The organism is Nocardiopsis metallicus, from assembly GCF_014201115.1.
Taxonomy (GTDB): Bacteria; Actinomycetota; Actinomycetes; order Streptosporangiales; family Streptosporangiaceae; genus Nocardiopsis; species Nocardiopsis metallicus.
Genome location: NZ_JACHDO010000001.1, coordinates 4,062,073 through 4,088,476, shown reverse-complemented (window position 1 = coordinate 4,088,476; position 26,404 = coordinate 4,062,073). Strand labels below are relative to the sequence as shown.

Below are 26,404 nucleotides of genomic sequence, written 5' to 3'. Positions count from 1 at the left end.
AGGTAACCGGGGTGTTCACGGGTCCAGGGTCTAGCCGAGCGGGATGGTCACCTTGGTCGGGTTCTCCTCCGGCGAGGTCACCGTGACGCGGTTGCCGATGCGGCTCTCGCTGTCGTAGCGCAGGTCCTTGCTGTCCACCACCACGGCCAGCCGGTGCCCGGCCGGGACGTCCCACACCACCGAGGACATCTCGGTCTCCACCGTCACCGGCTCACCCGGAACGGCGCCGCGCAGCGTGTAGGGGGCGTGGCTCAGCAGGGAGCCGGTCCCGTGGGCGTTGATCGCGTACAGGTACACGAACACCGACTGGTCGGCGGTGGTCGGCGTGACCGTGAACGTCACCTCGGGCACACCGGCCACGCGGGCGCCGTCGGGGTAGGCGGGACTGGTCCACACCGCCGCCCGGTAGCGGTCCACGGTGGGCAGCAGCACTCCGGTGGGCACGTCGAAGAACTGCTGGAGCGCTCCGGACAGGATCACCGTGCCACTGCGCGCCGTCGTACTGATGCCGGTACGGAAACCGTAGTTCCAGCCGGTCGCGGGCTCGGCCTCCATGGCGCCGCTGCTCTGCCAGCGGCCCCAGCTGGTGCTGGGCCGGTCCAGGTAGTACTCGTCGGTCCCGGCGGTCACCGACGGCCAGTCCGCGTGCGAGGTCCAGTCGCCGTTGCCGTTGTTGGGCCTGACGCGCACCGGGGCCTCGGCGTCGATGCCGTTGTCCTCGCCCTTGAGGTGGTGGTCGAACCAGCGGCCCAGGTCCTCCCAGACCTCGTTGGGCAGCCCGACCGCGCCGAACGCCTCGGGGGTGGCGTGGTCGCCGGGGGTGAGCATGAGCCGCTTGTCGCCGGACAGCTCCTCGTAGAAGTCGGCGATGTGCGCGGCCGGGAACATGCCGTCGTTCCAGCCGTGCGCCATCATGACGGCTGTCCCGTTGGCGTTGATCTGGTCCACCTTGGTGGCGGCCGAGCGGTCCGGGGCCATCTCGAGGATGGGGTCGATGTTGCCGCGCCGATACTCGCGCTCCATCTCCTTGAGCGCCTCGCCCGGGGTGCCGAGCAGGTTCCCGGCCAGGAGCAGCAGCTCGGCGGACTGCACGTCGATGGTCTCGTTCGGGTAGAGCGAGGCCTCCAGGTCGGCCCAGCCGCTCATCGAGCCGACCGCCTTGACCCGGGGGTCCTCGGCGGCCGTGAGCAGGCTGATCCCGCCGCCGTAGGAGATGCCGGCCATGCCGATGCGGTCGACGTCGGCCTCGGTGTTCTCCAGGGCCCAGTCGATGACGGCGCTGGCGTCGGCCCGGTCCTCGGGTCCGGCCACCTCGATGCCGCCGCCGGAGTCCCAGAAGCCGCGCGAGGAGTAGGCGACGACCTGGTAGCCGGATTCCTCGGCCAGCTTCTTGGCCGCTCCGACGTACAGGATGTGCGGGGTCGCCCAGGCGGAGGGCATGACCAGCAGCGGGTGCGGGCCCTCGGCGCCGGTGGGGGTGATGACCTTGGCCTTCAGCTCGGTGCCGTCATGGCTGACGATCGTCTCGTAGCTGATGGTCGACGCGACGGTGACCGCGGAGGCGGGCGCCGGGGACAGGGTGGCGACCGCGACGGCGGCCGCCGCCACACAGGAGAGGGAGCGAAGACGCGCGCCGGGGGAGGGGCGCGTACGGACAGGGGTCATGTCGGAAACCTCGGCGGGGATGGGGGCGGGGAGGTTTCGATGGGCAGTCGCGCCCGCACCATCGGGGGAGGCCGGTGTTCGGTCGCACCGGCGGTGATCGGCGTCTCTCTTTACTGTGGGGTAACTTACTCACGGGTCAAGTTAGGCGATCCCCGTGCTCTTGTAAAGACCCCGTGTCCCCGGTGTGTCGCCTCCGTTTCACCGGAGCTTCGCGCCGTCGCCCCGACGGGTTGTCCACAGGGCATCGGCGCGGATCCGCCGGGTGCGCGACAATGGACGCGTGCGAGAAGAACAGCAGCGAACAGTAGTGGTCCTCGGCTCCACCGGTTCCATCGGGACCCAGGCCATCGACATCGTCCAGCGCAACCCCGAGCGCTTCCGGGTGGTGGGCCTGGCCGCCGGGGGCGGCCGGGTGGACCTGCTGGCCAAGCAGGCCGTGGACCTGGGGGCCGAACGCGTCGCCGTGGCCGATCCGGCCCGCGCCGCCGAGCTCACCCGCCTGCTCGGCGAGCAGGGCGCCGCCCCCGAGGTGCTGGTCGGCGCCGAGGGTGTGGCTGAGCTGGCCGCTTCCCCCTGCGACGCCGTCCTCAACGGGATCACCGGGGCGCTGGGCCTGGAGTCCACCCTGGCCGCTCTGCGCGCCGGAACCACGCTGGCCCTGGCCAACAAGGAATCCCTGATCATCGGCGGGCCGCTCGTACGCGACCTGGCCGCCCCCGGCCAGATCGTCCCGGTCGACTCCGAGCACTACGCCATCGCCCAGTGCTTCCCGTACCTGCCCGAGGGCGAGCTCACCAGCCCCGCTCAGGGGCTCGTGCACGCCGGACTGGCAGAGGTGCGCCGCCTGGTGGTCACCGCCAGCGGCGGCCCCTTCCGCGGCCGCCGGGCCGAGGAGCTGGCCGACGTCACCCCCGCCGAGGCGCTCGACCACCCCACCTGGAGCATGGGCCCGGTCATCACCGTCAACTCCGCGACCCTGGTCAACAAGGGGCTGGAGGTGATCGAGGCCAACCTGCTCTTCGACGTGCCCTTCGACCGCATCGACGTGGTCGTCCACCCGCAGTCGATCGTGCACTCCATGGTCGAGTACGTGGACGGCACCACCCTGGCCAAGGCCAGCCCGCCCAGCATGATGATCCCGATCGCCTACGGGATCGGCGCCCCCGAACGCGTCCCCGACGCCGCTCCCGGCATGGACTGGACCAGGCCGCAGAGCTGGACCTTCGAGCCCCTGGACGAGGAGGCCTTCCCCGCCGTGCGGCTGGCCGCGGAGGTCGGCGCCGCGGGCGGTACGGCCCCGGCCGTCTACAACGCGGCCAACGAGGAGGCGGTCGACGCCTTCCTGAAGGGAAACCTCGCGTTCCCGGCCATCATGGACACTGTCTCCCAGGTAGTCTCAGAACACCAGCGGACGGAGCGCCCGGGGGCCTCGACCCTGACCCTGGACGACGTGTACGCCGCTGACACCTGGGCCCGAACCCGCGCGCGCGAGCTGCTCGCCCGCGGCTGAGGGCCATACTGGCTTGAGGAGAGATACATGGTCGTCCTGCTGACCGTGGTCGGGATCGTCCTGTTCGTGGTGGGACTGCTGTTCTCGATCGCATGGCACGAGCTCGGCCATATGTCCACGGCCAAGATGTTCGGGATCAAGTGCACCGAGTTCATGGTGGGCTTCGGCAAGACACTGTGGTCGGTGCGCAGGGGCGAGACCGAGTACGGCATCAAGGCCGTCCCGCTGGGCGGCTTCGTGCGGATGGTCGGCATGCTGCCGCCCGCCAAGCGCGCAGAGGACGGCGGCGCCAAGAAGATGTCGCGCTGGCGGGCGATGGCCGAGGACGCACGCGAGGCCTCCTACGTGGAGCTCTCCCCCGAGGACCAGGACCGGCAGTTCTACCAGCGCGCCCCATGGAAGCGCCTGATCGTCATGTTCGCCGGTCCGGGCATGAACCTCGTCCTCGCGGTGATCCTGCTGGCCGTGCTCTTCATGGGGATCGGCGTGCACAAGGAGACCCCGCAGATCGGCCAGCTGCGTGAGTGCATCGTGCCCGCCGGGGTCACCGCCACCGAGTGCACCGACGAGTTCGACCGCACCCCCTCCTACGAGGCCGGGCTGGAGCCGGGCGACCTCATCCTCTCCATCGACGGCGAGCGTACCGAGGGCGCCAACGTCAACAGCCAGATCCGCCAGTCCCTCGGCCCCACCGAGTTCGTGATCGAACGCGACGGCGAGCGCTTCACCACCGACATCGACATCGTCGAGAACGAGCTGCCAGCCCGGGACGCGGACGGCAACATCGTCTACGAGCTCGACGAGAACGGAAACCACGTCTACGACGAACAGGGCCGCCGGATCGCCGCCACCGAGGTCGTGGGCTTCCTGGGGGTCATCTTCGTCCAGGAGCGCCAGGCCCTGACCGTGGGGGAGTCGGTCTCCGAGGTCGGCACCATGCTGGTCAACGTCGGCGAGGCGATCATCGCCCTGCCCAGCCGGGTTCCCGAGGTTTTCGGCGCGGCCTTCCTGGGCGAGCAGCGCACCGAGGACTCCCCCGTGGGCATCGTCGGTATCTCCCGCATCGGCGGCGAGATCATGTCGCAGGGCCTGCCGGTGATCGACACCGTCGCGATCATGCTCAGCATCCTGGCCAGCGTCAACCTCTTCCTCTTCGCCTTCAACATGCTGCCGATCCTGCCGCTGGACGGCGGGCACATGGTCGGGGCGATCTGGGAGTCCATCAAGAAGTGGACGGCCAGGATCTTCCGACGACCGGATCCGGGGCCGGTGGACGTGGCGCTGCTGACCCCGGTGGCATACGTGATCGTGGCCTGTTTCCTGGTGTTCAGCGTCATCCTGCTCGTGGCCGACCTCATCAATCCGGTCCGATTGTTCGGTTGACGCAAGCCTGACCTCTTCGGGGCGGCCTCCGGGGTGCCCGGGGCCGCCCCGAGATCGTCTTCGGCAGATGAATACCGGTTGAACTGGTGTGAGTGGGGCCACGACGGTCCGAGCGTCTTCTCCGGGGCGGGTAACCTTGGGGTCGCGTTCCGGGAACGCCGCCGCGGTTCAGGCCGCCCAGCCGGAGCACCCGAACGCGGCTCCGGGCGCTGTTCCGGGCGCCCTTCTCCACGAACCGGACGACATCAAGTGCCGCCCCCCTCTCCGGCGGCAGACGAGGTGAATCAAGCGTGACCATCGATCTCGGTATCCCCGCCACCCCGCCGCGCCCGCTGGCGACCCGGCGCAAGACCCGGCAGATCATGGTCGGGAACGTCCCCGTCGGCGGGGACGCCCCGGTTTCCGTGCAGTCGATGACGACCACCCGCACCTCCGACATCAACGCGACCCTGCAGCAGATCGCCGAGCTGACCGCCTCCGGCTGTCAGATCGTCCGGGTGGCCGTGCCCACCAACGACGACGCCGACGCGCTGCCGATCATCGCCAAGAAGTCGCAGATCCCGGTCATCGCCGACATCCACTTCCAGCCCAAGTACGTGTTCCAGGCCATCGACGCCGGCTGTGCCGCCGTGCGCGTGAACCCGGGCAACATCAAGAAGTTCGACGACAAGGTCGCCGAGATCGCCAAGGCCGCCGGTGAGGCCGGGACCCCGATCCGGATCGGGGTCAACGCCGGTTCGCTCGACAAGCGCCTGCTCGCCAAGTACGGCAAGGCCACCCCCGAGGCGCTGGTGGAGTCCGCGCTGTGGGAGTGCTCGCTGTTCGAGGAGCACGGCTTCCGCGACATCAAGATCTCGGTCAAGCACAACGACCCGGTCGTGATGGTCAACGCCTACCGCCAGCTGTCCCAGGCCTGCGACTACCCGCTGCACCTGGGCGTCACCGAGGCCGGTCCGGCCTTCCAGGGCACCATCAAGTCCGCCGTGGCCTTCGGCGCCCTGCTGTCGGAGGGGATCGGCGACACCATCCGCGTGTCCCTGTCCGCCCCGCCCGCCGAGGAGGTCAAGGTCGGCGCGCAGATCCTGGAGTCCCTGGGCCTGCGCGAGCGCGGCCTGGAGATCGTCTCCTGCCCGAGCTGCGGCCGCGCCCAGGTGGACGTGTACACGCTCGCCGAGGAGGTCACCGCCGGGCTGGAGGGCCTGGAGGTGCCGCTGCGGGTGGCCGTCATGGGCTGCGTCGTCAACGGTCCGGGTGAGGCGCGCGAGGCCGACCTGGGCGTGGCCTCGGGCAACGGCAAGGGCCAGATCTTCGTCAAGGGCGAGGTCATCAAGACCGTCCCCGAGTCCAAGATCGTGGAGACCCTCATCGAGGAGGCCATGCGCATCGCCGAGGAGATGGGCGAGGCCGGCATCGAGGGCGAACCCAGCGTCTCCGTGGCGAGCTGACCCGGGCCAGCGCGTCCAGCGGGCTTGACCCGCGGTTGAAGCTTCCGAGGGGGAGCACGGCGAGTGGCCGTGCTCCCCTTTGCTTCGCCAGGAAGACCCGGGCTGTTCCAGGAACACTCGGCGCCCATGGTCGCTTACACCTACCGGCGATGCCCGGTCATCGAAACCCGGGCCATCGAACCCCAGCTCGTCGAACCCCAGTCGTGGGAACCCGGCCGCGTCCTCGCAGGTCACGCGGGAGTGGTCACATTGGGTCACTTCATATGACATGAATCACGGTCGCGTGCGTTTTCTTGCGCCGGTGCGCATGATTCCGCTGGATCAAGCGGACAAATGCAACAAATTTGGGTCATGTTACTCAGGCAACACCATTAACGTTGCCTAGGGCACATTTGGGGTGCCGTTGGTTCGAGACGGCGCCGATCCGGTGCGCCCACCCCGCAGAACGTCGAGGAGTCAATTCGTGGTGGACCAGAAGACCCCCGCGCAGGTGAGCGCGGCAGCGCCCACGCTCGGGCAACGCCTGAGCCGGCGCAAGCCGGTCGAGAAGCTGGTGGCCGAGACCGAGAGCGGCAACGGACTGCGCCGCACCATGGGTTTCTGGCAGCTGTCCATGATCGGTATCGGCGCCACCCTGGGCACCGGCATCTTCGTCGTCCTCGGCGAGGCCGTCCCGATCGCCGGGCCCGCCGTCATCCTGGCGTTCGTCCTCGCCGGTGTGACCGCGCTGTTCTCCGCGCTCGCCTACGCCGAGATGGCCGGGATGATCCCCGCCTCCGGCTCGGCCTACTCCTACAGTTACGCCACCATGGGCGAGTTCATGGCCTGGGTGTGCGGCTGGTGTCTGATGCTGACCTACGGCGTCTCCGTCGCCGCGGTCGGCGTCGGCTGGGGCCAGTACATCAACGAGCTCCTGCAGCTGACCACGGGCCTGTCGCTGCCCGGCGCGTTCCTGGCCGGACCCCTCGAGGGCGGCGTGATCAACGTGCCCGCCGCCATCGTGGTCCTGCTGTCGATGTTCGCCCTGCTCGCCGGGGTCCGTGAGAGCACCCGCGTCAACGCCGTCATGGTCGCCATCAAGGTCGCCGTGCTGGTGATGTTCGTGGCCATCGCGATCACCGCCGTCCAGGACGGCAACTTCGCCCCCTTCATGCCGATGGGCATGGCCGGTGTCTCCGCCGCCGGTGCCACCCTGTTCTTCTCCTACATCGGTTTCGACTCCGCCTCCACCGCCAGCGAGGAGGCCAAGAACCCGCAGCGCGACCTGCCGCGCGCGATCATGTTCTCGATGATCGTGGTCACCGCGATCTACTGCCTGGTGGCCTTCAGCGCGGTCGGCGCCCTCAACTGGGAGCTGTTCGCCGAGGGGCAGACCTCCCTGGCCGGCATCCTGACCGTCGTCACCGGCACTCCGATCTGGGCGGTCATCTTCGCCGCCGGCGCCGTTCTGGCCCTGGCCAGCGTCGTCCTGGTCGTGCTCTACAGCCAGACCCGCATCCTCTTCGCGATGTCGCGCGACGGCCTCATCCCCAAGGCCTTCTCCAAGGTCGACGCCAAGGGCACCCCGCGCACCAACACCATCATCACCTCGGTGTTCATCGCCCTGCTGGCCGCGCTCATCCCGCTCGGCCCGCTCGCCGACGCCACCGCGATCGGCACGCTCTTCGCCTTCGCCCTGGTCAACGTGGCCGTCCTGGTGCTGCGCAGGAACCGCCCGGATCTCAAGCGCGCCTTCCGGATGCCCGGCGCCCCCCTCACCCCGGTCCTGGGCGTCCTGGCCTGCGCCTACCTGATGTTCAGCATGTCGCTCAGCGTGTGGATCGCCTTCGGCGTCTGGCTCGCGGTCGGTCTGGCCATCTACTTCGGCTACAGCATGCGCCGCTCCGCGCTGGAGACCGAGCCGACCGTCGAGGTCCGCTCCTGACCGGCCCCTGAGCAGCGTTCGCGCCCGCATCACAAGCAGCACGGCGGGCTCGGACACAAGGGCGGGGCCGGGGGGAATCCCCGGCTCCGCCCTCGCGTTCTGCCTGGGGGAGTGAGGGACCGCGGTCCCGGGTTCGCGGGCGGGGATCCAAGGGTAACGAGCGCGAACGTGCGCACCCGCGCAACGAACCACGGTGGTCCGGTGCGAACTCGCAACAGAGTGCACGCCCCACACACCGATCCCACGCCCTGCTCCACCTAGAGTGGACGCTGCTGACCAGCGATGACACACCGGGAGGTGCACAGCGATGCCCACACCACTGCGCGTGGCCCTCGACCAGGGCACGGGACGCAGCGGCGACACCGCCTCCTCCCTGGTCCGGCTCCGCGAGCGGGCCCGCGCGGCCGCCGCCGAGGGCGCCGAGCTCCTGATCACCCCCGAGATGTCGATGACCGGCTACAACATCGGGGAACGGGTCGCGAAGCTGGCCGAGGCCGCCGACGGGCCGCTCTTCGAAGCGGTCTCCCGGATCGCCGCCGAGACCGGTGTCGCGATCGTCTACGGTTTCCCCGAGCTGGCCGACGGCAACGTCTTCAACGCGGTGCGGCTCGTGGACGCCACGGGGGCCTCCCGCGCGCTCTACCGCAAGACCCACCTGTTCGGCGACCTGGACCGGAACCTGTTCAGCGCCGGTGACGACCTGGTCGTCCAGGCGGACCTTGACGGCCACCGGATCGGCTTCCTCGTCTGCTACGACGTGGAGTTCCCCGAGGCCGTGCGCGCGCACGCGCTGGCCGGGACCACCTTCCTCGTCGTGCCCACCGCCCTGATGGGCCCGGACACCTCGGTGGCCACCCTCCTCGCCCCGGCCCGGGCCATGGAGAACCAGATCCACCTGGCCTACGTGAACCGCTGCGACGCCGAGGCGGAGCTCGACTACGTGGGCCTGAGCACGCTGGTGGGCCCCGACGGCACCGAGCTGCTGCGGGCCGGACCCGCGGAGGAGCTGCTGGTCGGCGAGGTCGACCCGGCCGCCACCGAGCTGTCCCGCACCGAACTCTCCTACCTCGGTGACCGCCGCCCGGAGCTGTACTCCGAGCCCGCGGCCGCCACCCGCACTGCCTGACACCTCTCGTCACACACCGCACCACACCCGTCCCCGGTGAAACCCAGCCCAGCGAAGGAGGGCCTTCATGACGTCTGCCGTGCCCACGGCCGCCGGTAGCGCGCCCGCTGCCGACACCCCGGCCAACGACCGTCCGCTGACCATGTCCGGGCCCGACTTCCCGTTCGCCTACGACGAGTTCCTGGCGCACCCGGCCGGGCTGGGCCAGGTTCCGGCCGAGCACCACGGCACCGAGGTCGCGGTGATCGGCGGCGGTCTGTCCGGCGTCGTCACCGCCTACGAGCTCATGAGGATGGGCCTCAAGCCGGTCGTGTACGAGGCCGACCGCATCGGCGGCCGCCTGCGCACCGAGCGCCTTCCCGGCGCCCCCGCCGACGTGGTCGCCGAGATGGGCGCCATGCGCTTTCCGCCGACCTCCACCTCCTTCTGGCACTACTCGGACCGGATGGGCCTGACCACCAGCCCCTTCCCGAACCCGCTCTCCGCGGCCACCCCGAGCACCGTGGTCGACCTCAAGGGCGAGTCGCACTACGCGACCCACCTGGACGAGCTGCCCGAGGTCTACCGCGAGGTGGCGCGCGCCTGGGACCAGACCCTGGAGAGCGTCGAGCACACCCGCATGCAGAAGGCGATCCGCGAGCGGGACGTCGCCACCCAGAAGGAGATCTGGAACCGGCTGGTCGAGAAGCTGGACAACCAGACCTTCTACGGCTTCCTGTGCGAGTCCCCGGGCTTCTCGTCCTTCCGCAACCGCGAGGTCTTCGGCCAGGTGGGTTTCGGTACCGGCGGCTGGGACACCGACTTCCCCAACTCCATCCTGGAGATCCTGCGGGTCACCTACACCGGCGCGGACGACGACCACATGGGTATCGTCGGCGGCGTGGACCAGCTCCCGCTGCGCCTGTGGGAGGACGCCCCGGACAAGCTCGTGCACTGGGCGCAGGGCACCTCCCTGGCCTCGTTGCACGGCGGTGACCCGCGCCCGGCCGTGACCGCGCTGCGCCGGACCGCCGCCAAGGGCGACCCGGCCGGCAACATCACCGTCACCGACTCCTCCGGCTCCACCCGCACCTACGCGGCCGCGGTGTTCACCGCGCAGTCCTGGATGATGCTGTCCAAGATCGACTGCGACGACGACCTGCTGCCGATCGACCACTGGACGGCGATCGAGCGGACCCACTACATGGAGTCCTCCAAGCTGTTCGTCCCGGTGGACCGCGCGTTCTGGCGGGACAAGGACCCCGAGACCGGCCGCGACGTCATGAGCATGACGCTCACCGACCGGATGACCCGGGGCACCTACCTCCTGGAGGGCGAGGACCCGGACGGCCCCGCGGCGATCTGCATGTCCTACACCTGGTGCGACGACTCGCTCAAGTGGCTGCCGCTCTCGGGCAACGAGCGCCTGGAGGTCATGCTGGCCTCGCTCGGCAAGATCTACCCGGGAGTGGACATCCGCTCCCACATCACCGGCGACCCGGTCACCGTGTCCTGGGAGGACGAGCCCTACTTCATGGGCGCGTTCAAGGCCAACCTGCCCGGCCACTACCGGTACCAGCGCCGCTTGTTCACCCACTTCCACCAGGCGGACCTGGACGAGCGATACCGCGGGCTGTTCCTCGCGGGTGACGACGTGTCCTGGACCGCCGGCTGGGCCGAGGGGGCTGTGCAGACCGCCCTGAACGCGGTGTGGGGCGTCATGCACCACTTCGGCGGCCAGACCGACCCGTCCAACCCGGGCCCGGGTGACCGCTTCGACGAACTGGCCCCGGTCACCCTCCCGGAGGACTAGGGCCGGAGCCCGGGCCCTGACGGGTCTCTCCCCGGACCCCGGAAGCGTTCCCTGACGGCGCTACCGGGGTCCCTTCCTGTGGCCGGAACCCGCTAGGACAGGTCGGCGGCTCCGGCGAGGATGGGCTGGTCGACCAGGCGGGACAGCACCAGGGTGCTCTTGGTGCGCACCACGAACGGTTCGGCGCCGATGCGCTCGATGACTTCCTCCAGGTGCTGGGTGTCGCGGGCGCGGACCTGCACTATGGCGTCGGCCTCCCCGGTGACCGTGCACGCCGAGGTGATCTCCGCGTAGCTGGCCAGGCCGATGCGGATCTCGCCGGGCGAGGTGCGCGCACGGCAGTAGAGCTCGATGAAGGCCTCGGTGGTCCAGCCGATCGCCTGGGGTTCGACGACCACGGTGAAACCGCGGACGGCGCCGGACTCCACCAGGCGGTCCACCCGGCGCTTCACCGCGGACGGGCTGAGGCCGACCTCGCCGCCGATCTCCGCGAAACTCATCCGCGCGTCCGCGCCGAGTATCGCGATGATCCGCTCGTCGACACGATCAAGCCGCATTATGCCCCTTTGTCCATGTCTGATCCGACCAGGGCACATGTTACCGGGGGAGTGCTCAGATGGGGTCCGTGTCGCTTCCCGTGATCACAATAGGTAATGGAGACAATGCATGGTGACAACACGGTAGTCATCGGGGGTAATCGAGTGCGATCAACAGGCACACAGTGGGCCGCTGTCTCCGCCGGGGTGCTCCTGGCCTCCCTGATCACCGTGCCGACGGCACAGGCCGCCGAGAACGGGACGGCCGCCGCACCCACCACCCGCATCGACCAGAAGGCGGTCGGCTGGCAGCCCTGTGAGGACCTCGACCCGGTCGGCGACGCCAAACTCGAGTGCGCGACCATCACCGTCCCCTTGGCCCGGACCACCGGCGGGGAACGCGTCAACGACCTCGCCGAGACCGTCGAGATCGCCCTGTCCCGCGTCCGCGCCACCGGCACCGCCGAACACACCATGCTGGTCAACCCCGGCGGACCCGGCAGCGCCGGACGCATGTGGGCCGCGCACACCCACAACCGCATGCCCGCGGAACTCCGCGAGACCTACGACGTGGTCGCCTTCGACCCGCGCGGTATGGGCGCCTCCACCCCCGCCGTCACCTGTGACCCCGGCTTCTTCACCCCCGTCCGCAAGGACACCGTTCCGGCCGACGCGGCCGAGGAGGACGCCCTGCGCCAGGACGCCGAGGCCTACGCCGCCGCCTGCGCGGAGGGCGCCGGGCCGCTCCTGGACCACATGCGCACCGAGGACACCGCGCACGACATGGACGCCATCCGGATCGCCCTCGACCTCGAACAGGTCGACTACCTCGGCTACTCCTACGGCAGCTACCTCGGCACCGTCTACTCCTCCCTCTACCCGGACAGCGTGCGCGCCGTGATCCTGGACAGCGTCGTCAACCCGGACAACCCCTGGTACGAGAGCAACCTCGTGCAGAGCCGCGCCCTGGACCGCGCCGCACTCAACTTCTTCGACTGGGTCGCCCGCCACGACGACACCTACGGCCTGGGCACCGACCGCGAGGCGGTCGCCGACGCCTACTACGGCCTGCGCGCCGAACTGCGTGAGAACCCCCTCGACGACACCGTCGGCCCCACCGAACTCGAGGGCGCCGTCATCGTCGTCGCCTACAGCGGCAATGCCTGGCCCGCCGTCGCCGGGGCCCTGGCCGCACAGGTCAACGACGAGGACCCCGCCCCGCTGCTGGCCCTGCACGACTCCTACGGCGACGACGCCGACAGCGACCCCGGCTACGGCGGCTACCTCGCGGTCCAGTGCACCGACACCGTGTGGCCAGACGACTGGCGGACCTGGCGCGCGAACGCCGAAGCGGTCCACGAGGACGCGCCCTTCATGGGCTGGCACAACATCTGGTACAACGCGCCCTGTATCACCTGGGAAGGCGATTCCGCCCCCTGGTTCCAGATCGGCGACGGGCCCTACGAACACCCCGCCTACGACGGAGAGGTGCTCATCGTGCACGCCACCGGCGACGGCGCCACCCCGGTCGAGGGCTCCCACGCCCTGCGGGGCCGCCTGTCCGGCTCCTCCCTGGTCATCGAGGACGGCGGCATCACCCACGGCGTCGCCCTCACCGGCAACACCTGCGTCGACGAGACGGTCGTCGCCTACCTCCAGGACCTGACCCTGCCCGAACGCGGGGTCGAAGGACCCGACCTGACCTGCGACGCACGGCCCGAACCCCAGCCGCGCACCGCGCAGAGCGCCCCCCACGCGCCGGTGGACCGCCTCGGCCCGATCGGACTCGAAACGACCAGGTGAGACCGGACAGCGAAATCACTCAGTGGAGACGGTCTAATAGGCTGGAATCGGCGCGAATTCGTCGTGGGCCCACGAACCGCTCCGGCATCCCGCCGGACACGGTGAGCGGGTAGATGGGGGAGATGCGATGCTGCGGACCTCGGCGGTTCGAATCCTTGGCGAACGCGACAGGGATGCCGTCCGCGAGCTACTCGACGCCGACCCCGTGGGCAACGTCTTCGTCGCCTCGCGCCTGATGACCACCGGGATCTCCGGTGGCGGCGTGGGCGCCGAGGTCTGGGGCCACATGGAGCGCGGCAGACTCACCGCCCTGTGCTATTCGGGCGCCAACCTCGTCCCGGTCAACGCAGGGCCCAACGCCGTGCGCGGCTTCGCCGACCACGCCCGCTGGCGCGGCCGCCGCTGCTCCTCGATCGTCGGTCCGGTGGAGGCGGTCAACGACTTCTGGCAGCAGGTCACCCCCGCCTGGGGGCCCGCGCGCGCCATCCGCGCCAGCCAGCCGGTCCTGGAGATCGACGGCCCGCCCGCCGTCGAACCCGACCCGCTGGTCCGCCGGGTCCGCACCTCCGAGATCAACACCCTGGTGCCCGCCTGCGTCGCCATGTTCACCGAGGAGGTCGGCGTCCCACCGGACTCCGGCGACGGCGGAGCCCTCTACCGCGCCCGCGTCGAGGAACTGGTCCGCACCGGCCGCGCCTTCGCCCGGATCGAGAACGGCCGCGTGGTGTTCAAGGCCGAGATCGGGGCCGTCACCCAGCACGTCTGCCAGATCCAGGGCGTCTGGGTCCACCCGGAGCTGCGCGGCCAGGGCCACTCCACCGCGGGCATGGCCGCCGTGGTCAACTACGCGCTGGCCGAGATCGCGCCCCGGGTGACGCTGTACGTCAACGACTTCAACACTCCGGCCCGCGCCGCCTACCAACGGGTGGGCTTCCGCCAGGTCGGGGAGGTCATGTCCGTGCTCTTCTGAAGGCGCCGCCGGGAAGTCGAGAGCGCTGCCGGCAAGTGCGGCGAATCCGGGGCCGTCACCGCCGTCCAGGCGCAGAGGCCGGACTGGTGGGACGAGGGGCGTTCCTGACAGATCACAGTCAGATTGGCGACTGGGCAGGAAACGGGGCAGACGACTCTGGATAACGTGGACGCGCTCTCCGACCAGAGCCCTCAGTTACCCCGCGCCACAGAGAGACTCGATGCCGCACAACCCGACCGGCCGCGCACGCCTGGGCCTGGCCCTCCTCCTCGCCCTGCTGACGGTGCTGGGTCCGCTCAACATCGACATGTACCTCCCGGCTTTCCCGGAGATCTCCGCTGATCTGGGGGCCAACGCCTCCCAGGTGCAGCTGAGCCTCACGACCTGTCTGGTCGGTCTCGCGGTCGGTCAGGTGGTCATCGGCCCGATCAGCGACGCCCGGGGGCGCCGGGGGCCGCTCCTGCTCTGCATCGCCCTGTTCGTCCTTGCCTCGGCGCTGTGCGCCCTCGCCCCGAACACCGCCGTGCTCGTGCTGGGCCGTTTCCTCCAGGGCTTCACCGCCAGCGCGGGCGTGGTGCTCTCCCGCGCCGTGGTCCGCGACGTCTTCGACGGGGCCGCGCTCACCCGCTTCTTCGCCCTGATCATGGTGGTGGTCGCGGTCGCGCCCATGGTCGCCCCCGTCGTCGGCGGGGGAGTCCTGCTACTGCCCTCCGCGACCTGGCGGAGCATCTTCTGGACGCTGGCGCTGCTCGGTGCGGTGATCGTCCTGGTCGTGGCCCTGCGCCTGCCCGAGACCCTGCCCGCCGAACGGCGCATCCCGAGTACCCTCGCCGGCAGCCTGCGCACCATGGGCGTGCTGCTGCGCGACCGCCGCTACCTCGGCTACACCCTCATCGTGGGGTTGCTGCACGGCGGCAGCTTCGCCTACGTCGCCGGAACGCCCTTCGTCTACCAGGACCTGTACGGGGTGTCCCCACAGGTCTTCGGCTTCCTCTTCGGCGTGAACGGCATCGCGATCATCCTCGGCAGCGCCGCCGTGGGCCGCCTCAGCGAACGCTTCGGAGAGCGCTCCCTCCTCGGCCTCGCCGTGGCGGTGGCCGTCGGCGCCACCGCCGTGGTGCTCGCCACGGCCTTCCTCCAGGGCCCGCTGGTGCTCCTGGTCGTGCCCATCTTCGTCTACATGACCTGCATGGGCATGGTCCTCACCGGCTCCTTCGCCCTGGCCATGGAAGGCCAGGAGAACCGGGCGGGGAGCGCGAGTTCCCTGCTGGGGGCGCTGCCGATGATCATCGGCGCGGCCGTCGCGCCCATGGTGGGCCTGGACGAGACCACGGCGATCCCGATGGGCCTGCTCCTCTTCGGCAGTTCGGTCCTGGGACTGCTGGTCATGCTCACCATGACCCGCCCGCCCGCGAAGGCCGTCGTCCCCGAATCCGATCCCCGCCCCTGACCCCGAGATCTCGCGCGACGTGCTCCCCCGACGGAACGGCGACAGCGACCGTGAAGGAAGGAGCCCCGGCGGCCCGGCAGGTAACGGTTCGCGTGTCACGGCGGCCCGGCAGGGAACCGTTCACGTGTCACGGCCGGTCAAGGTCGGCGGCGCAACTGCGGTGGTGATGGTGGCCGGGTGCCTGTCGCGGCCCTGGACGTGAAGATGATCTTGCTACCAGGGGCAAGTTCGGCGCCGAACTTGCCCCTGGTAGCAAGATCATCGGGGATATGGGGGGCTTGCATCGCTGGCGCAATCACAACCCTGCTCAGGGCACGTCGGAGGAATCGGCGGAGAACCAGTCAGCGGGTGGGGTCGATGACGGTCATACCGGACACCGTGGCCCGGTCGAACCCCGGAAGCAGCGCCGCCGCCTCCTCCAGGCCGATGACCCTCTCGACCAGCAGCTGGGGCCGCAACACACCCCGTTCGACGAGGTCCATCATGCCCGGGTAGTCGGTCGCCGCCATCCCGTGGCTGCCGAGCAGGTCCAGCTCCCAGCCGATCACTCGGTCCATCGGTACCCTCGGGTGGCCTCCGACCGGCGGCAGCAGGCCCACCTGAACGTGCCGACCGCGCCGCCGGAGCCCGAGTATCGCGTCCGCGCAGGTCTGTTCACTGCCCACCGCGTCCACGGCGACATGGCTGCCCCCGCCGGTCAGCTCACGGACGGCGGCGGGTACGTCGGTCCCGTCCGCGGCGGCCAGGACGTGTTCGGCGCCCAATTCCCGCGCGGCGGCCAGGGCGCCGGCGTGGCGGTCCACGGCGACCACCCGGGCCCCCAGCGCGCGGGCGATCATGACCGCGCTGAGCCCGACCCCGCCGGCGCCGACCACGGTCACCCACTCGCCCTCACGGAGCCGGGCGCGGCCGACCAGGGCCCGGTAGGCGGTGGCGAACCGGCACCCCAGGCTGGCCGCCGTGGCGAAGTCCACCCCCTCGGGGATGGCCACGAGGTTCACGTCCGCGGCGTACAGGGCGACGTACTCGGCGAACGAACCCCAGTCGGTGAAGCCCGGCTGCCGCTGGTCCGGGCACACCTGGGCTTGCCCGGACCGGCACCACTCGCAGCGGCCGCAACCGCACACGAACGGCACCGTCACCCGGTCACCGGTCTTCCACCGCTCCACCCCGGGGCCGGTCCCGACCACCACCCCCGCGAGCTCGTGTCCGGGCACGTGCGGGAAGGCGACATCGTCGTCATGGCCCGCCCAGGCGTGCCAGTCACTGCGGCACATCCCCGTGGCCATCACCCTGACCAGCACGCCGTCAGCGGGCACCTCCGGCACCGCCACCGAACGCACCTCCGGACGGCCCTGGACCGCGTCCATGACAACTGCGCGCATTCTCTCCCCTTCGTGAGGCCTGTACACCCCGGGCGAGGGGCCGTGCACCGGGCGGGGCCTGCCGGAACGTGCGTGCTGCCGACACGTCTCGGGCAGGGGCCCCCGGTGGGTAGGGGCCCTGCCCGATGACCAACGGTCTCCTCCGATCAGGTGGACTCTACCCAGCCCACGACACCCCGGTAGTTCACCAGGTCCCAGCCCGAACCGTGCTCCATGACGTCGGGCTCCCCCCGCGGGGGAACCAACCCGACGACCGTGCTCTCCGGGGTCGGCTCCGCCCGGATCACCTGTGTCCTGGGCTCAGGAGCGGCGGGAGCGGCCGCCTGCGCGTAGGCGCGTGCCATCAGCTCGCGGCGGCTCTCCTGGTCCTCGACTTCCTCCGCCAGGGCCTGGGCGAATTCCTGTTCCCCCATCGCCTGCATCATCTGGCCCAGGTCCATGGTGGAACGGACAACCACACCCTGGCGGGTCCAGCTCGGTACCGCCTGTACGTGGTTGTCGAGCTTGACCCGCAGGGAGGTCACCCCGGGCTCCGGCTCTTCCTCGTCGGTGTCCCAACCCTCGAAGGCGGCGTTTCCGGACAGGGCCGGGGCCGTCAGATCGACGGTCCGGCCCTTCTTGTAGATCCGAACCATCGGGCCGTACCCGTCGCCCCGCCCTCCGAGGTCAGAGGGGCACGTGATCACAGAGTCGCCGACAGCCCCCTCGGGAAGTACGGCAAGGACCCGCTGGTCCTGTGGCGCGGGACTGCTGTCGACCTTGACCTTGAAGCGGAGCTTGCTGATCTTCGGGCGATCCCTGCGCTTCATCGGCGGCCAGTACAGCACGGACAGGGCCAGATCCGACCAGACGGGAGGAAGCGAGACCTTCCCCCTGACGTTCGCGGAACCCGAGCCGAGGATGAAATCGAGAATGTCCTTGCTCGCCAGGCTCTGGGTATAGGGGTCGATCCCTCCGGACGCGTCGATCGTCCATCCCCAACGGACGGGGGATTCGGAGGTGAGGAGGTACAGGTCCTCGTCCCGGCGCATGATGCCCTTCTCGTCGGGGACGAGCTCGAGCGTGACGTTGGCGTCTTCGGGAACAGGCGGCCCTTCGGGATCGAAGGCCAGTTCGATGAGTTCCACCCCGCTCAGCCGAGCGCGTTGGCGGTCAGGCCTGATCAGTCCCAACGCCAGGGGATCGAGCACGCAGCCGCCGCCCTTGTTCAGCGCGTCGATCGCCTGCGGGGTCTGCCTCGCCGTCAGCGCGAACTGCTGCGTGCCCGTGGTCTCCCGCAGGAGCTCGTAGGCGCTCAGCAACTGCTCGCGGAGGTCTGACAGGTTCTCTTCGAAGAGGGTTTCGAGTTCCCCCGCCTCAGCATTCAGCTTGGCCGGATCCCCTTCCCTGTCCGACTTCGCGAGGTCAGCGATCCTCTGGGTGACCTTGGGCAGGTCCCAGTTGACGGAGGGCCTCTTGAGCAGTGCTGACTCGTACGACTTGACCAGCAGGTACAGGTACTTCTGCAGCGTTGTCCGCGCCCGCTGGTCCATCTGCTGTACGGCGAAGACCGCTTCCGGGTCGGTTGAGATCCTCCCCTTCTTCTGCTGGAGGTGAACGACGGCGCCGGCGTTGGCCGCCAGACGGCTGAAACCCTCCCCCACGGAGTTGAGGGCTTTTCCGAGTTCGCCGAAGAGCGTCACCTTCTTCTCGTTGACCTCTCGGACGCGACGGGTCAGATCGTTCCACTCCGGACTCTCGGCCTCCAGCTTTGCGAGTGCCGCCTCCACCTCGGTTTCGGGTACCTGGAGCGCCTTGACGCCCTCAGAGGCCAAGGAGAAGGCGGAGCCCAGACCCCGGCCGACCGCGCTCCAGTCCACCGGCTTCTTCCCGGACGCAGCCTTGCTCGCCTCCTTCGCCTCCCGCGCCTGTTCCACGGCGTCCGTGACGTCCGTGAGGGCGCCGCCGATCTTCGAGAGGGTGTCGGGGGCCGAGTCCCGGTCTGCTCCCACCAGGTCGGCGGAGACCGCCGCCAGTGATCCGACGGCACCCAGGACAGGTTGGCCGACGGGGACGACCTGGCACAGCGCGCCAGCCATCTTGATACAGGACTTGATCGTCGCCTGCCTGCGCAGGTCGTTCTGCGCTTCGTCGAGCAGCCTGTTGCGGAGGTTGGTCAGCAGGGTGGCGAGGTCCCTGAGGTCGCCCTCCACGGTCCCGATCAGGTCCTGGACTTCGCTGATCCTCGCCTCACCGGCGGTTACCTGTTCCGCCGCTGCCCTGCTGTCGGCGTTCACGGTGTCGATCGTGTCGCTGAGGATGGCGGCAGTTTCCCGTGCACCGCGGTCCGCGTCAGCGACCCGCGCGCTGAGCAGCATCATCCGGAGCGCTCGCTTGGTCTCCTCCTCGTACAGCTTGATCGACCCGGAAAGCGAGAGCAGGGGAGTGTATCCAGCGGGGTTGCCGAAGTAGTCGAGGTGGGCCCGGTGCCGGACCAACATGGTGGCGAACTCGGTCTGGGCGGCCGTCCAGACCGACGGTGGCACGCCGTCCCAGGCGTTGGTCGCCGGGACGGGCTCGGCGAGGGCCTTGTCGTAGACAGGCAACAGCGCCTGCAGTTCCTCCCGCGCTCCCGCCAGGAACAGGTCACGGGCGCACTCCAGTGTTGCCTGCACGCCAAGCGGATGCAGCCAGGCGTTGGGGATGTCGAGGAAGACCGGTTCCGGCGTCCTGCTCGCACCCCGGCTGGCTGGGCGTCCCGGGGCGCCTGCGCCCGGTTCGGTATCACAGGAATCCATCATATGAATATCGGCGCTGGCGTCGCTCGTTCCGAACGCTTCATGCCATAGCGTTATCTTGTAATGTGCTGATTCTGTTGGCGTCCCTGCCCTTCCGCCTTTGCAGTCTTTTTCCTGGTCCCCGGCGGGCCCGCCCTTGTTTGAAGTTGCTAGATCCTGGGGGCTGAGATTGGTCGTGAGGGTTCCGCCGTGTCCTCCGTTGCCGGGAACTCCTGGCGGCAGGGCGTTTGATCCATTTTGAGGAAAGCGGTTCGATCCCCATGTGCCCTTGGTCTTTTCAGACCATGCCCACTGCCATTTGTATTCGTGGTAGGTGGATGGAGGGTTGAAGCGGATGGTTTTCGAACTGTTGAACATGTCCGCGGAGTATTTGAAATACTGACCCGGAGCCGCTTCCATGCTGTCGCCGTCTTTGCCGTCTTCGCCCGCGCCGGGGTCCTGGCCGCGTCCTCCGCGGGCGAGGAGGCGGAAGTCAGGGTCGCCGGCGGAGGTCACCCCATGAACGAATATCCGCAGCGATCCGGCGTTTCGTCCCTCGGCCCCGTTCGCTCCCGGGGTGCCGTTGGCGGCGTTTCGTGCCTTGTCCACCGTCCAGAGGAGCGGTGATGTGTTGATGCTGGCGGTGTCGTCGGCCCAGACAAGGCGACGGGCGAAGATGTCCACGTTCGCCTCTGGCAGCGAGAAGGCCCCGCGTACTTCGAGCGTGTCGCAGTGGATCCGCAGGGATCCGACCGCTACCCGGGGGTTGTCGCCGTCGATCCTCTGCGTGCTTCGGTCCACGTGGAGATCCCTCCAGAGGCCGTTCGGGTGACCCTCCGCGAGCACGACGTGTACGCCCACGACCGTGTGCTCCTCGGGCCCCGCGGCGGTCTTCGTGGAAAACCGCCGGATGTAGAGCGTGCTCGTCGCCGCCGGCTTCTCCGGGCGGGAGTCGATGAACGAGCTCTGCGCGCTCGTGTCCGACAAGTCGGGGATGAATTTCTGCCCTGTGAGCGGTTCTGCGGAACTGCGGGCATGCGGGACAAACGCATCTTGTCCGGTATGTAGCGCCATTGCTGATCCCTCCATGCGCATCACGGATGAGCTCGTTGCTGTTGGAAACGCGGGAAACTCGTTCGCTCGGCGAAATTCTGGAACCACGTTGGGGGACCAAAAAGAAAGACTGTGGCCAGTGCTGACGAGTCGAGTGTCCGGGGTTTATTTTCGCTCGCCAGTCCTGTGGTTGCGTCGGGCTGCCAAGTACTGGTGAGGATACAATCGAGCCGAGTGGCAAGTCGAATGGGGCAACCATGCAAATAAAGCCAAATAAAATACCTTCTCGGAGCTGCGTCGCTCCTGATCTGGGGTGCCCCGGAAAATATCGCCCGCGTTCTCAGAGGCTCCAGACAGCCGAAGGGCCGGGCGCGCGGCGTGCGCGCCCGGCCCTTCGGCTCGGTCTGTCCGGCTCCGCTCAGCCCTCGGCCAGGCGATTCCGGTCCAGGCGTAAGCATTCAGTTGCTGGGTTCGCCTGACAGGGCGACACTGGACCAGGCACGATGTCCACCATGCCGTCGGGACTGGAGACCGCCTCGCGTGAGGACCTGCTCGCGCTGATCGGTGTGCTCCACGAACAAAACACCGCCCTGCGCCAGCACCTGGCCCAGCAGACCGAAGAGATCACCCGCCTCAAGGCCGAGAACGAACAGCTCCGAGCCGACAACGCGCGTCTGACCACCCGGGTCGCGCAGCTCGAACGCCGCCTGGGACGCAACTCCGGCAACTCCTCCCTGCCACCCTCCTCGGACCTGTTCGACAAGCCCGAACGCGCACCCGCCAAGAAGAGCGCCCGCAAACGCGGACGCCAACCAGGCGCTGAAGGCTTCGGACTGCCTATGGTCGAAAACCCCGACCAGGTCCACGACCATCTGCCCGCCACCTGCACCGGGTGCCACGCCGAGCTGGACCCGGCCTCCTCCATTGGCTACCAGCGCCGTCAGGTCCGCGACATCCCCCTGGTCACGGTGCAGGTGAGTGAGCACCGCGCCCACACCTGCGCGTGCCAGTGCGGAAGCATCACCCAAGCAGCGATGCCCCAGGAACTGGCCGCCTCCCCTTCCTCCTACGGCCCCCACCTGCGCACCCTGGCCGTCTACCTGCTCGTGTTCCAGCACATCCCGGTGGAGCGCACCGCACAGCTCATCAACGACCTGACCGGCGCGAAGGTCTCCACCGGATGGGTGTCGCATCTACTGGGCGAGGCCCATGCTCTGGTCAGCGACAGCCTCAACCTGATCCGGGCGTTGCTCACCCTGGCCCACGTGCTGCACGCCGATGAGACCACCACCCGCATCAAGGACCAACGGTGCTGGTTGCATGTGGCCTGCAACGAGCACCTGACCCTGCTGGGTCTAGCTCCGCGTTCACGAGCCGGGGCGAACACGTTGGGGGTACTGCCGGGCTTTACCGGCACCCTGGTGCACGACTCCTTGGCCTTGTACTCGGGTTACACGTGCGCCCACCAGCTGTGCGGGGCGCACCTGATCCGCGAGCTCACCGCTGCCGAACAGGACCACCCCGGCCAGCACTGGCACCGTCAGATCCGGTCCGCGCTGGCCACCTTGGCCCGCGAGGCGGGGCGTGTGCGCTGCGGCCAGGCCGAGCACATCCCCGCCGGGGTGCTCCTGGCCCAAGGGGAGTTGTTCCACCACGGCATCGCGGTCGGGCTGTCCTGCCATCCCCGGGCCCAAGGAAGGAAGCAATCACCGGCCCGCAACCTGCTCGAGCGTCTGCGGGAGCGGGCCGAGCAGGTGTTGGGCTTCTCCGACCGGCCCCACCTGGTGCCCTTCACCAACAACCTCGCCGAAAGAGCGCTCAGACCCCTCAAGACCCAGGTGAAGATCTCCGGTTGCCACCAGTCCCGTCAGGGGGCGGCGGCCTGGCTCGGGGTGCGTTCCTACATCGACTCGGCCCGCAAGCACGGGGTGAGCGCGTTCGAAGCGCTGCGCCGGGCGTTCACCGGACAGTTGTGGATGCCGCCCATCCCCGCCTCCGCCTGACCAGCTAAGGCCATCTACCCTCCGCAGTCCCCAACGCCTTCTGAATGCTTACGTCCAGGCGGTCCTCGACGTCCAGGCCAAGCCGCTCCGGGGCGCCCGGGAAGGACAGTTCGAAGTCCGTGGTGTCGGCGATCAGCGCACGCGTGTACTCGTGCTGCGGCGACGACATCACCTCGCCCACCGGTCCGTACTCCACGATCTCGCCCTTGTTCAGGATCGCCACCCGGTCGGCGATGTTGGAGACCAGGGCGATGTTGTGCGTGACGAACAGCAGGGACATGCCCTGGTCCTGGAGGTTGCGCAGCAGCTTCACGATCTCCGCCTGCACCGAGACGTCCAGCGCCGACGTGATCTCGTCGCACACCAGCAGGTCCGGGCCGGTCGCCACCGCGCGCGCGATGCACACGCGCTGGCGCTCGCCACCGCTCAGCTGTTCGGGGAAGCGGTCGGCGTAGGACGCGGGCAGCGCGGCCCGCTCCAGAGCCTCGGCCACCACACCGTCCGGGTCCGCCGGCTTGCCCACCAGGTGCCGGTACGGGCCCAGGATCTGCTCGCGCACCCGCTTGCGCGGGTTCAGGGCCTCGTACGGGTTCTGGAACACGTACTGCACCCGCCGCCGCTGCTCAGCCGTGCGGCGGTAGCTGCTGGTGGCCAGCGGAACCCCGTCGAAGAGGATCTCGCCGGTGAACTGGTGGTGCAGCCCCGCCACCGAACGCGACAGGGTCGTCTTGCCCGAACCCGACTCGCCCAGCAGCGCCACGCACTCGCCCCGGGAGACCGACACGTTGATCCCCGTCAGCACCTGGGTACGCCCGTACCCCGCGGCCAGGTCGGAGATCCGCAGCAGCGGCTCCTCCTCCTCGGACTCGGCCTCCTCGTGCCCGGACGTCTTCAGCAGCGGCACCGCCATCAGCAGCTGCCGGGTGTAGGAGTGCTGGGGGTCGGACAGCACGTCCGCGGCCCGCCCGCGCTCCACGACCTCGCCCCGGTACATCACCGCGATGTCGTCGGCCAGGTCGGCGACCACGGCCATGTCGTGGCTGATGTACACGCCGGCGGTCCCGTAGTCACGGGTCATCGACCGGATGGTCTCCAGCACGTGCGCCTGCGTGGTCACGTCCAGGCCGGTGGTCGGCTCGTCGAGCACGATCACGTCCGGGCGGCCCACGAACGCCATCGCGATCGCCACCCGCTGCTGCTGCCCGCCGGACAGCTGGTGCGGGTACCGGCGCAGGAAGGCGTCGTCGTCGGGCAGTGCCACCTCGCGCAGGACCTCGCGGACCCGCTCCATGACCTCGGTGCCCGAAAGCGACGCGTCGTGCAGGGCCTCGCTCAGCTGCACACCCAGCCGCAGGGCCGGGTTGAGCGCCGAGGCGGGCGACTGCGGGATGTAGGCCACCGCGCGGCCGCGCAGCTCACGCACGCCCCGCTCGGTGAGCCCCGCCAGGTCCTGGCCACCGACGACCAAGTGACCGCCGACGATCTCGGTGCCGCGCTTGCAGTGCGCGAGCAGGGACAGCCCCAGTGTGGTCTTGCCCGAACCGGACTCGCCCACCAGGCCGAGGATCTCGCCCCGCCTGACGGTGATGGACACACCGCTGATGATCTCGACGTCCGAGGGACGCCCGATCACCGTGAGCCCGTCCACCACCAGCACGGTCTGGTCGTCGCCGGAGCCGTGGTATCCCCCGGGTCCGTGGTACTGCGCGCCTTCGTAGTTCTCGTTCCCGGTCACTTCTCGACCCCCCGGTCGATACCGATCGCCGCACGGGAGAGCCCGTCGGTGATGAGGTTGGCGCCGACGGTCAGCACCGCGATCGCCGTCACGGGCAGTGCCACCGCCCACGGCTGGATCGCCATGCCCTGGCGGTTCTCGTTGATCATCAGGCCCCAGTCCGCCGTCGGCGGCTGCAGACCCATGCCGAGGAAGCCGAGCACGGCCACCACACCGATGGAGTAGGTCAGGCGCAGACCCAGCTCCACCAACAGCGGACTGGTCACGTTCGGCAGGATCTCCACCGTCATGATCCGCCAGCGCGGCAGCCCGATCGCCTCGGCCGCCTTCACGTAGTCCTGCTCGATCACCTTGCGGGTGGCCTCGCGGATCACCCGCGCCACCCGAGGCATGTGCGAGACCGCGATGACCGCGACGATCAGCCACACCTTCGGGCCGATGATCGACATCACCAGCAGCGCCGCGATCAGCTGCGGGAAGGCCAGCAGCACGTCGTTGGTCCGCATGAGGACGTCGTCCACCCAGCCGCGGCGGTAACCGGCGATGATGCCGATCACCGTTCCGGCGGCCACACCGATACCGGCGGCGGAACCGGCCAGCAGGAGCAGGGTCCATCCGCCCCACAGGAAGCGGGTCAGCACGTCACGGCCGCGGTTGTCACCGCCGAACAGGGCCTCGTCCACGCCTGTCTCGAACGGCTTTGCCACGAACTCGGTCGGAGTGTAGGGCGCCACGAACGGCCCCACCACGGCGATCAGGACGATGAGGCCGCTCAGGACCACACCGACCTTGGTCCGGCCGAACCGCCACGCGGTCCGGAACAGCCCCGGGCGGCGCCGTGCGGGCGCCGCGGGGGTCGTGCTCGTCACGCTTGTCGAAGGTCCACTCATCGGTTCGCGACCCTCACCTTCGGGTTGGCCGCCAGCCCGATCACGTCGGCGATCAGGTTGACCAGGATGTACACGCCCGCGATGAGCAGGACCACGGCCTGGATCAGCGGCACGTCACGGTTGTCGATGGCGTCCATCAGGACCTTGCCGATACCGGGGAAGTTGAACAGGAACTCGATCGCCACCACGCCGCCGGCCAGCCAGGCCAACTGGAGGGCGACGACCTGGGCGACCGGGCCGATCGCGTTGGGCGCGGCGTGGCGCCACAGCACCGTGCGCTCGCTCATGCCCTTGAGCCGAGCCTGCTGCACGTACTCGCTCTCCAGGACCTCGATCATCGTCGCCCGCATCATCCGCACGATCGGCGGGGCGACCGCCAGGGCCAGCGTCAGCACCGGCAGGACCCACTGTTCGGGGCCGCCCGCACGGGCGTACACCGACGGGAACAGCCCCAGCCCGCCCGGGCCGAGCAGCAGGATCAGCAGGATGCCGACCACGAACTCGGGGATGGACGCCAGGACCAGGGTGCCCATGGAGGACGTGTGGTCGAAGGCGCGGTCCCGGCGCAGGGCGCTGAACGCGCCGACGACCAGCGCGATCGGGGTGGCGACCAGGGCCGCCAGGCCCATCAGGGTCAGTGAGCTCCGTACGGGGCTCGCGAGGTACTCGGCGACGGGCATCCGGTTCGAGAACGAGGTGCCCAGGTCGCCCTGGAGGAGTCCTTGGAGCCACTGCATGTACTGCACGGCAACCGGTTCGTGCAGGTTCAGCTGGTTGCGCAGCGCTTCCAGCCGCTCCGGGGTGGCGTCCCGGCCCAGGATCAGCTGGGCCGCGTCGCCGGGCAGTGCCTGCGTGGCCGCGAAGACCACGAGGGACACCGCCCAGAGCGTCAGTGCGCCGAAGAAGAGGCGGACGACGATGAGTCGAGTCATGGTGTGCTTTCGGTAGCGGTATGGAGCTCGGGGGCCGTCAGGCCCT

At 69.4% G+C, this 26,404-nt stretch carries 17 protein-coding genes; 10 read left to right on the top strand and 7 right to left on the bottom strand.

The window, feature by feature from the left end:
- Positions 1-30 precede the first annotated feature (30 nt).
- The gene (locus HNR07_RS17805; protein WP_184365954.1) at positions 31-1,665 is read right to left on the bottom strand and encodes a CocE/NonD family hydrolase; all 1,635 of its coding nucleotides are present in this window, start codon (positions 1,663-1,665) and stop codon (positions 31-33) included.
- A gap of 307 nt (positions 1,666-1,972) precedes the next feature.
- Here HNR07_RS17805 and dxr point away from each other — a divergent pair, with 307 nt between their 5' ends.
- The 6 genes from dxr (at position 1,973) to HNR07_RS17775 (ending at position 10,845) form a co-directional block, all read left to right on the top strand.
- Positions 1,973-3,175, top strand: a complete 1,203-nt coding sequence (gene dxr / locus HNR07_RS17800; protein WP_312894068.1) for a 1-deoxy-D-xylulose-5-phosphate reductoisomerase — start codon at positions 1,973-1,975, stop codon at positions 3,173-3,175.
- A 27-nt stretch (positions 3,176-3,202) separates the two neighbouring features.
- Positions 3,203-4,558, top strand: a complete 1,356-nt coding sequence (locus tag HNR07_RS17795; RefSeq protein WP_184365952.1) for a M50 family metallopeptidase — start codon at positions 3,203-3,205, stop codon at positions 4,556-4,558.
- Between the two features lie 290 nt (positions 4,559-4,848).
- A complete protein-coding gene (gene ispG, locus HNR07_RS17790; protein WP_184365951.1) occupies positions 4,849-6,003 on the top strand; it encodes a flavodoxin-dependent (E)-4-hydroxy-3-methylbut-2-enyl-diphosphate synthase in 1,155 nt (384 codons plus the stop codon).
- Positions 6,004-6,466: 463 nt separating this feature from the next.
- Positions 6,467-7,927, top strand: a complete 1,461-nt coding sequence (locus HNR07_RS17785; RefSeq protein ID WP_184365950.1) for an amino acid permease — start codon at positions 6,467-6,469, stop codon at positions 7,925-7,927.
- A 307-nt stretch (positions 7,928-8,234) separates the two neighbouring features.
- Positions 8,235-9,053, top strand: coding sequence for a carbon-nitrogen hydrolase family protein (locus HNR07_RS17780; RefSeq protein ID WP_184365949.1), 819 nt, complete (start codon positions 8,235-8,237; stop codon positions 9,051-9,053).
- 67 nt (positions 9,054-9,120) lie between these two features.
- Positions 9,121-10,845 carry a flavin monoamine oxidase family protein gene (locus HNR07_RS17775; protein ID WP_184365948.1) on the top strand — a complete coding sequence of 575 codons (1,725 nt, stop codon included), beginning with the start codon at positions 9,121-9,123 and terminating at the stop codon, positions 10,843-10,845.
- A gap of 92 nt (positions 10,846-10,937) precedes the next feature.
- Here the strand turns inward: HNR07_RS17775 and HNR07_RS17770 are convergent, their stop codons facing one another.
- Positions 10,938-11,402 carry an Lrp/AsnC family transcriptional regulator gene (locus HNR07_RS17770; RefSeq protein WP_184365947.1) on the bottom strand — a complete coding sequence of 155 codons (465 nt, stop codon included), beginning with the start codon at positions 11,400-11,402 and terminating at the stop codon, positions 10,938-10,940.
- Positions 11,403-11,546: 144 nt separating this feature from the next.
- Here HNR07_RS17770 and HNR07_RS17765 point away from each other — a divergent pair, with 144 nt between their 5' ends.
- From HNR07_RS17765 to HNR07_RS17755, 3 genes are all read left to right on the top strand, one after another.
- Entirely contained in the window at positions 11,547-13,184 is a 1,638-nt protein-coding gene (locus tag HNR07_RS17765; RefSeq protein WP_376769929.1) for an alpha/beta fold hydrolase, read from the top strand.
- A gap of 127 nt (positions 13,185-13,311) precedes the next feature.
- Positions 13,312-14,154 carry a GNAT family N-acetyltransferase gene (locus HNR07_RS17760; protein ID WP_184365946.1) on the top strand — a complete coding sequence of 281 codons (843 nt, stop codon included), beginning with the start codon at positions 13,312-13,314 and terminating at the stop codon, positions 14,152-14,154.
- Positions 14,155-14,374: 220 nt separating this feature from the next.
- Positions 14,375-15,604 carry a Bcr/CflA family efflux MFS transporter gene (locus tag HNR07_RS17755; protein ID WP_184365945.1) on the top strand — a complete coding sequence of 410 codons (1,230 nt, stop codon included), beginning with the start codon at positions 14,375-14,377 and terminating at the stop codon, positions 15,602-15,604.
- Between the two features lie 341 nt (positions 15,605-15,945).
- On the opposite strand, the gene HNR07_RS17750 is transcribed toward HNR07_RS17755, so the two are convergent.
- Positions 15,946-16,989, bottom strand: a complete 1,044-nt coding sequence (locus HNR07_RS17750) for a zinc-binding dehydrogenase (protein ID WP_184365944.1) — start codon at positions 16,987-16,989, stop codon at positions 15,946-15,948.
- A 146-nt stretch (positions 16,990-17,135) separates the two neighbouring features.
- A complete protein-coding gene (locus HNR07_RS17745) occupies positions 17,136-20,843 on the bottom strand; it encodes an SH3 domain-containing protein (RefSeq protein ID WP_184365943.1) in 3,708 nt (1,235 codons plus the stop codon).
- Positions 20,844-21,301: 458 nt separating this feature from the next.
- Here HNR07_RS17745 and tnpC point away from each other — a divergent pair, with 458 nt between their 5' ends.
- Positions 21,302-22,801, top strand: coding sequence for an IS66 family transposase (tnpC, locus tag HNR07_RS17740; protein WP_221318653.1), 1,500 nt, complete (start codon positions 21,302-21,304; stop codon positions 22,799-22,801).
- Between the two features lie 4 nt (positions 22,802-22,805).
- On the opposite strand, the gene HNR07_RS17735 is transcribed toward tnpC, so the two are convergent.
- The 3 genes from HNR07_RS17735 to HNR07_RS17725 are packed head-to-tail and all read right to left on the bottom strand — an operon-like array spanning position 22,806 to position 26,358.
- A complete protein-coding gene (locus HNR07_RS17735; protein ID WP_376769928.1) occupies positions 22,806-24,536 on the bottom strand; it encodes an ABC transporter ATP-binding protein in 1,731 nt (576 codons plus the stop codon).
- The gene (locus HNR07_RS17730; RefSeq protein WP_184365942.1) at positions 24,533-25,426 is read right to left on the bottom strand and encodes an ABC transporter permease; all 894 of its coding nucleotides are present in this window, start codon (positions 25,424-25,426) and stop codon (positions 24,533-24,535) included. The genes HNR07_RS17735 and HNR07_RS17730 overlap by 4 nt, the downstream gene beginning before the upstream one ends.
- The gene (locus tag HNR07_RS17725; RefSeq protein ID WP_184365941.1) at positions 25,423-26,358 is read right to left on the bottom strand and encodes an ABC transporter permease; all 936 of its coding nucleotides are present in this window, start codon (positions 26,356-26,358) and stop codon (positions 25,423-25,425) included. The genes HNR07_RS17730 and HNR07_RS17725 overlap by 4 nt, the downstream gene beginning before the upstream one ends.
- Between the last annotated feature and the right edge of the window lie 46 nt (positions 26,359-26,404).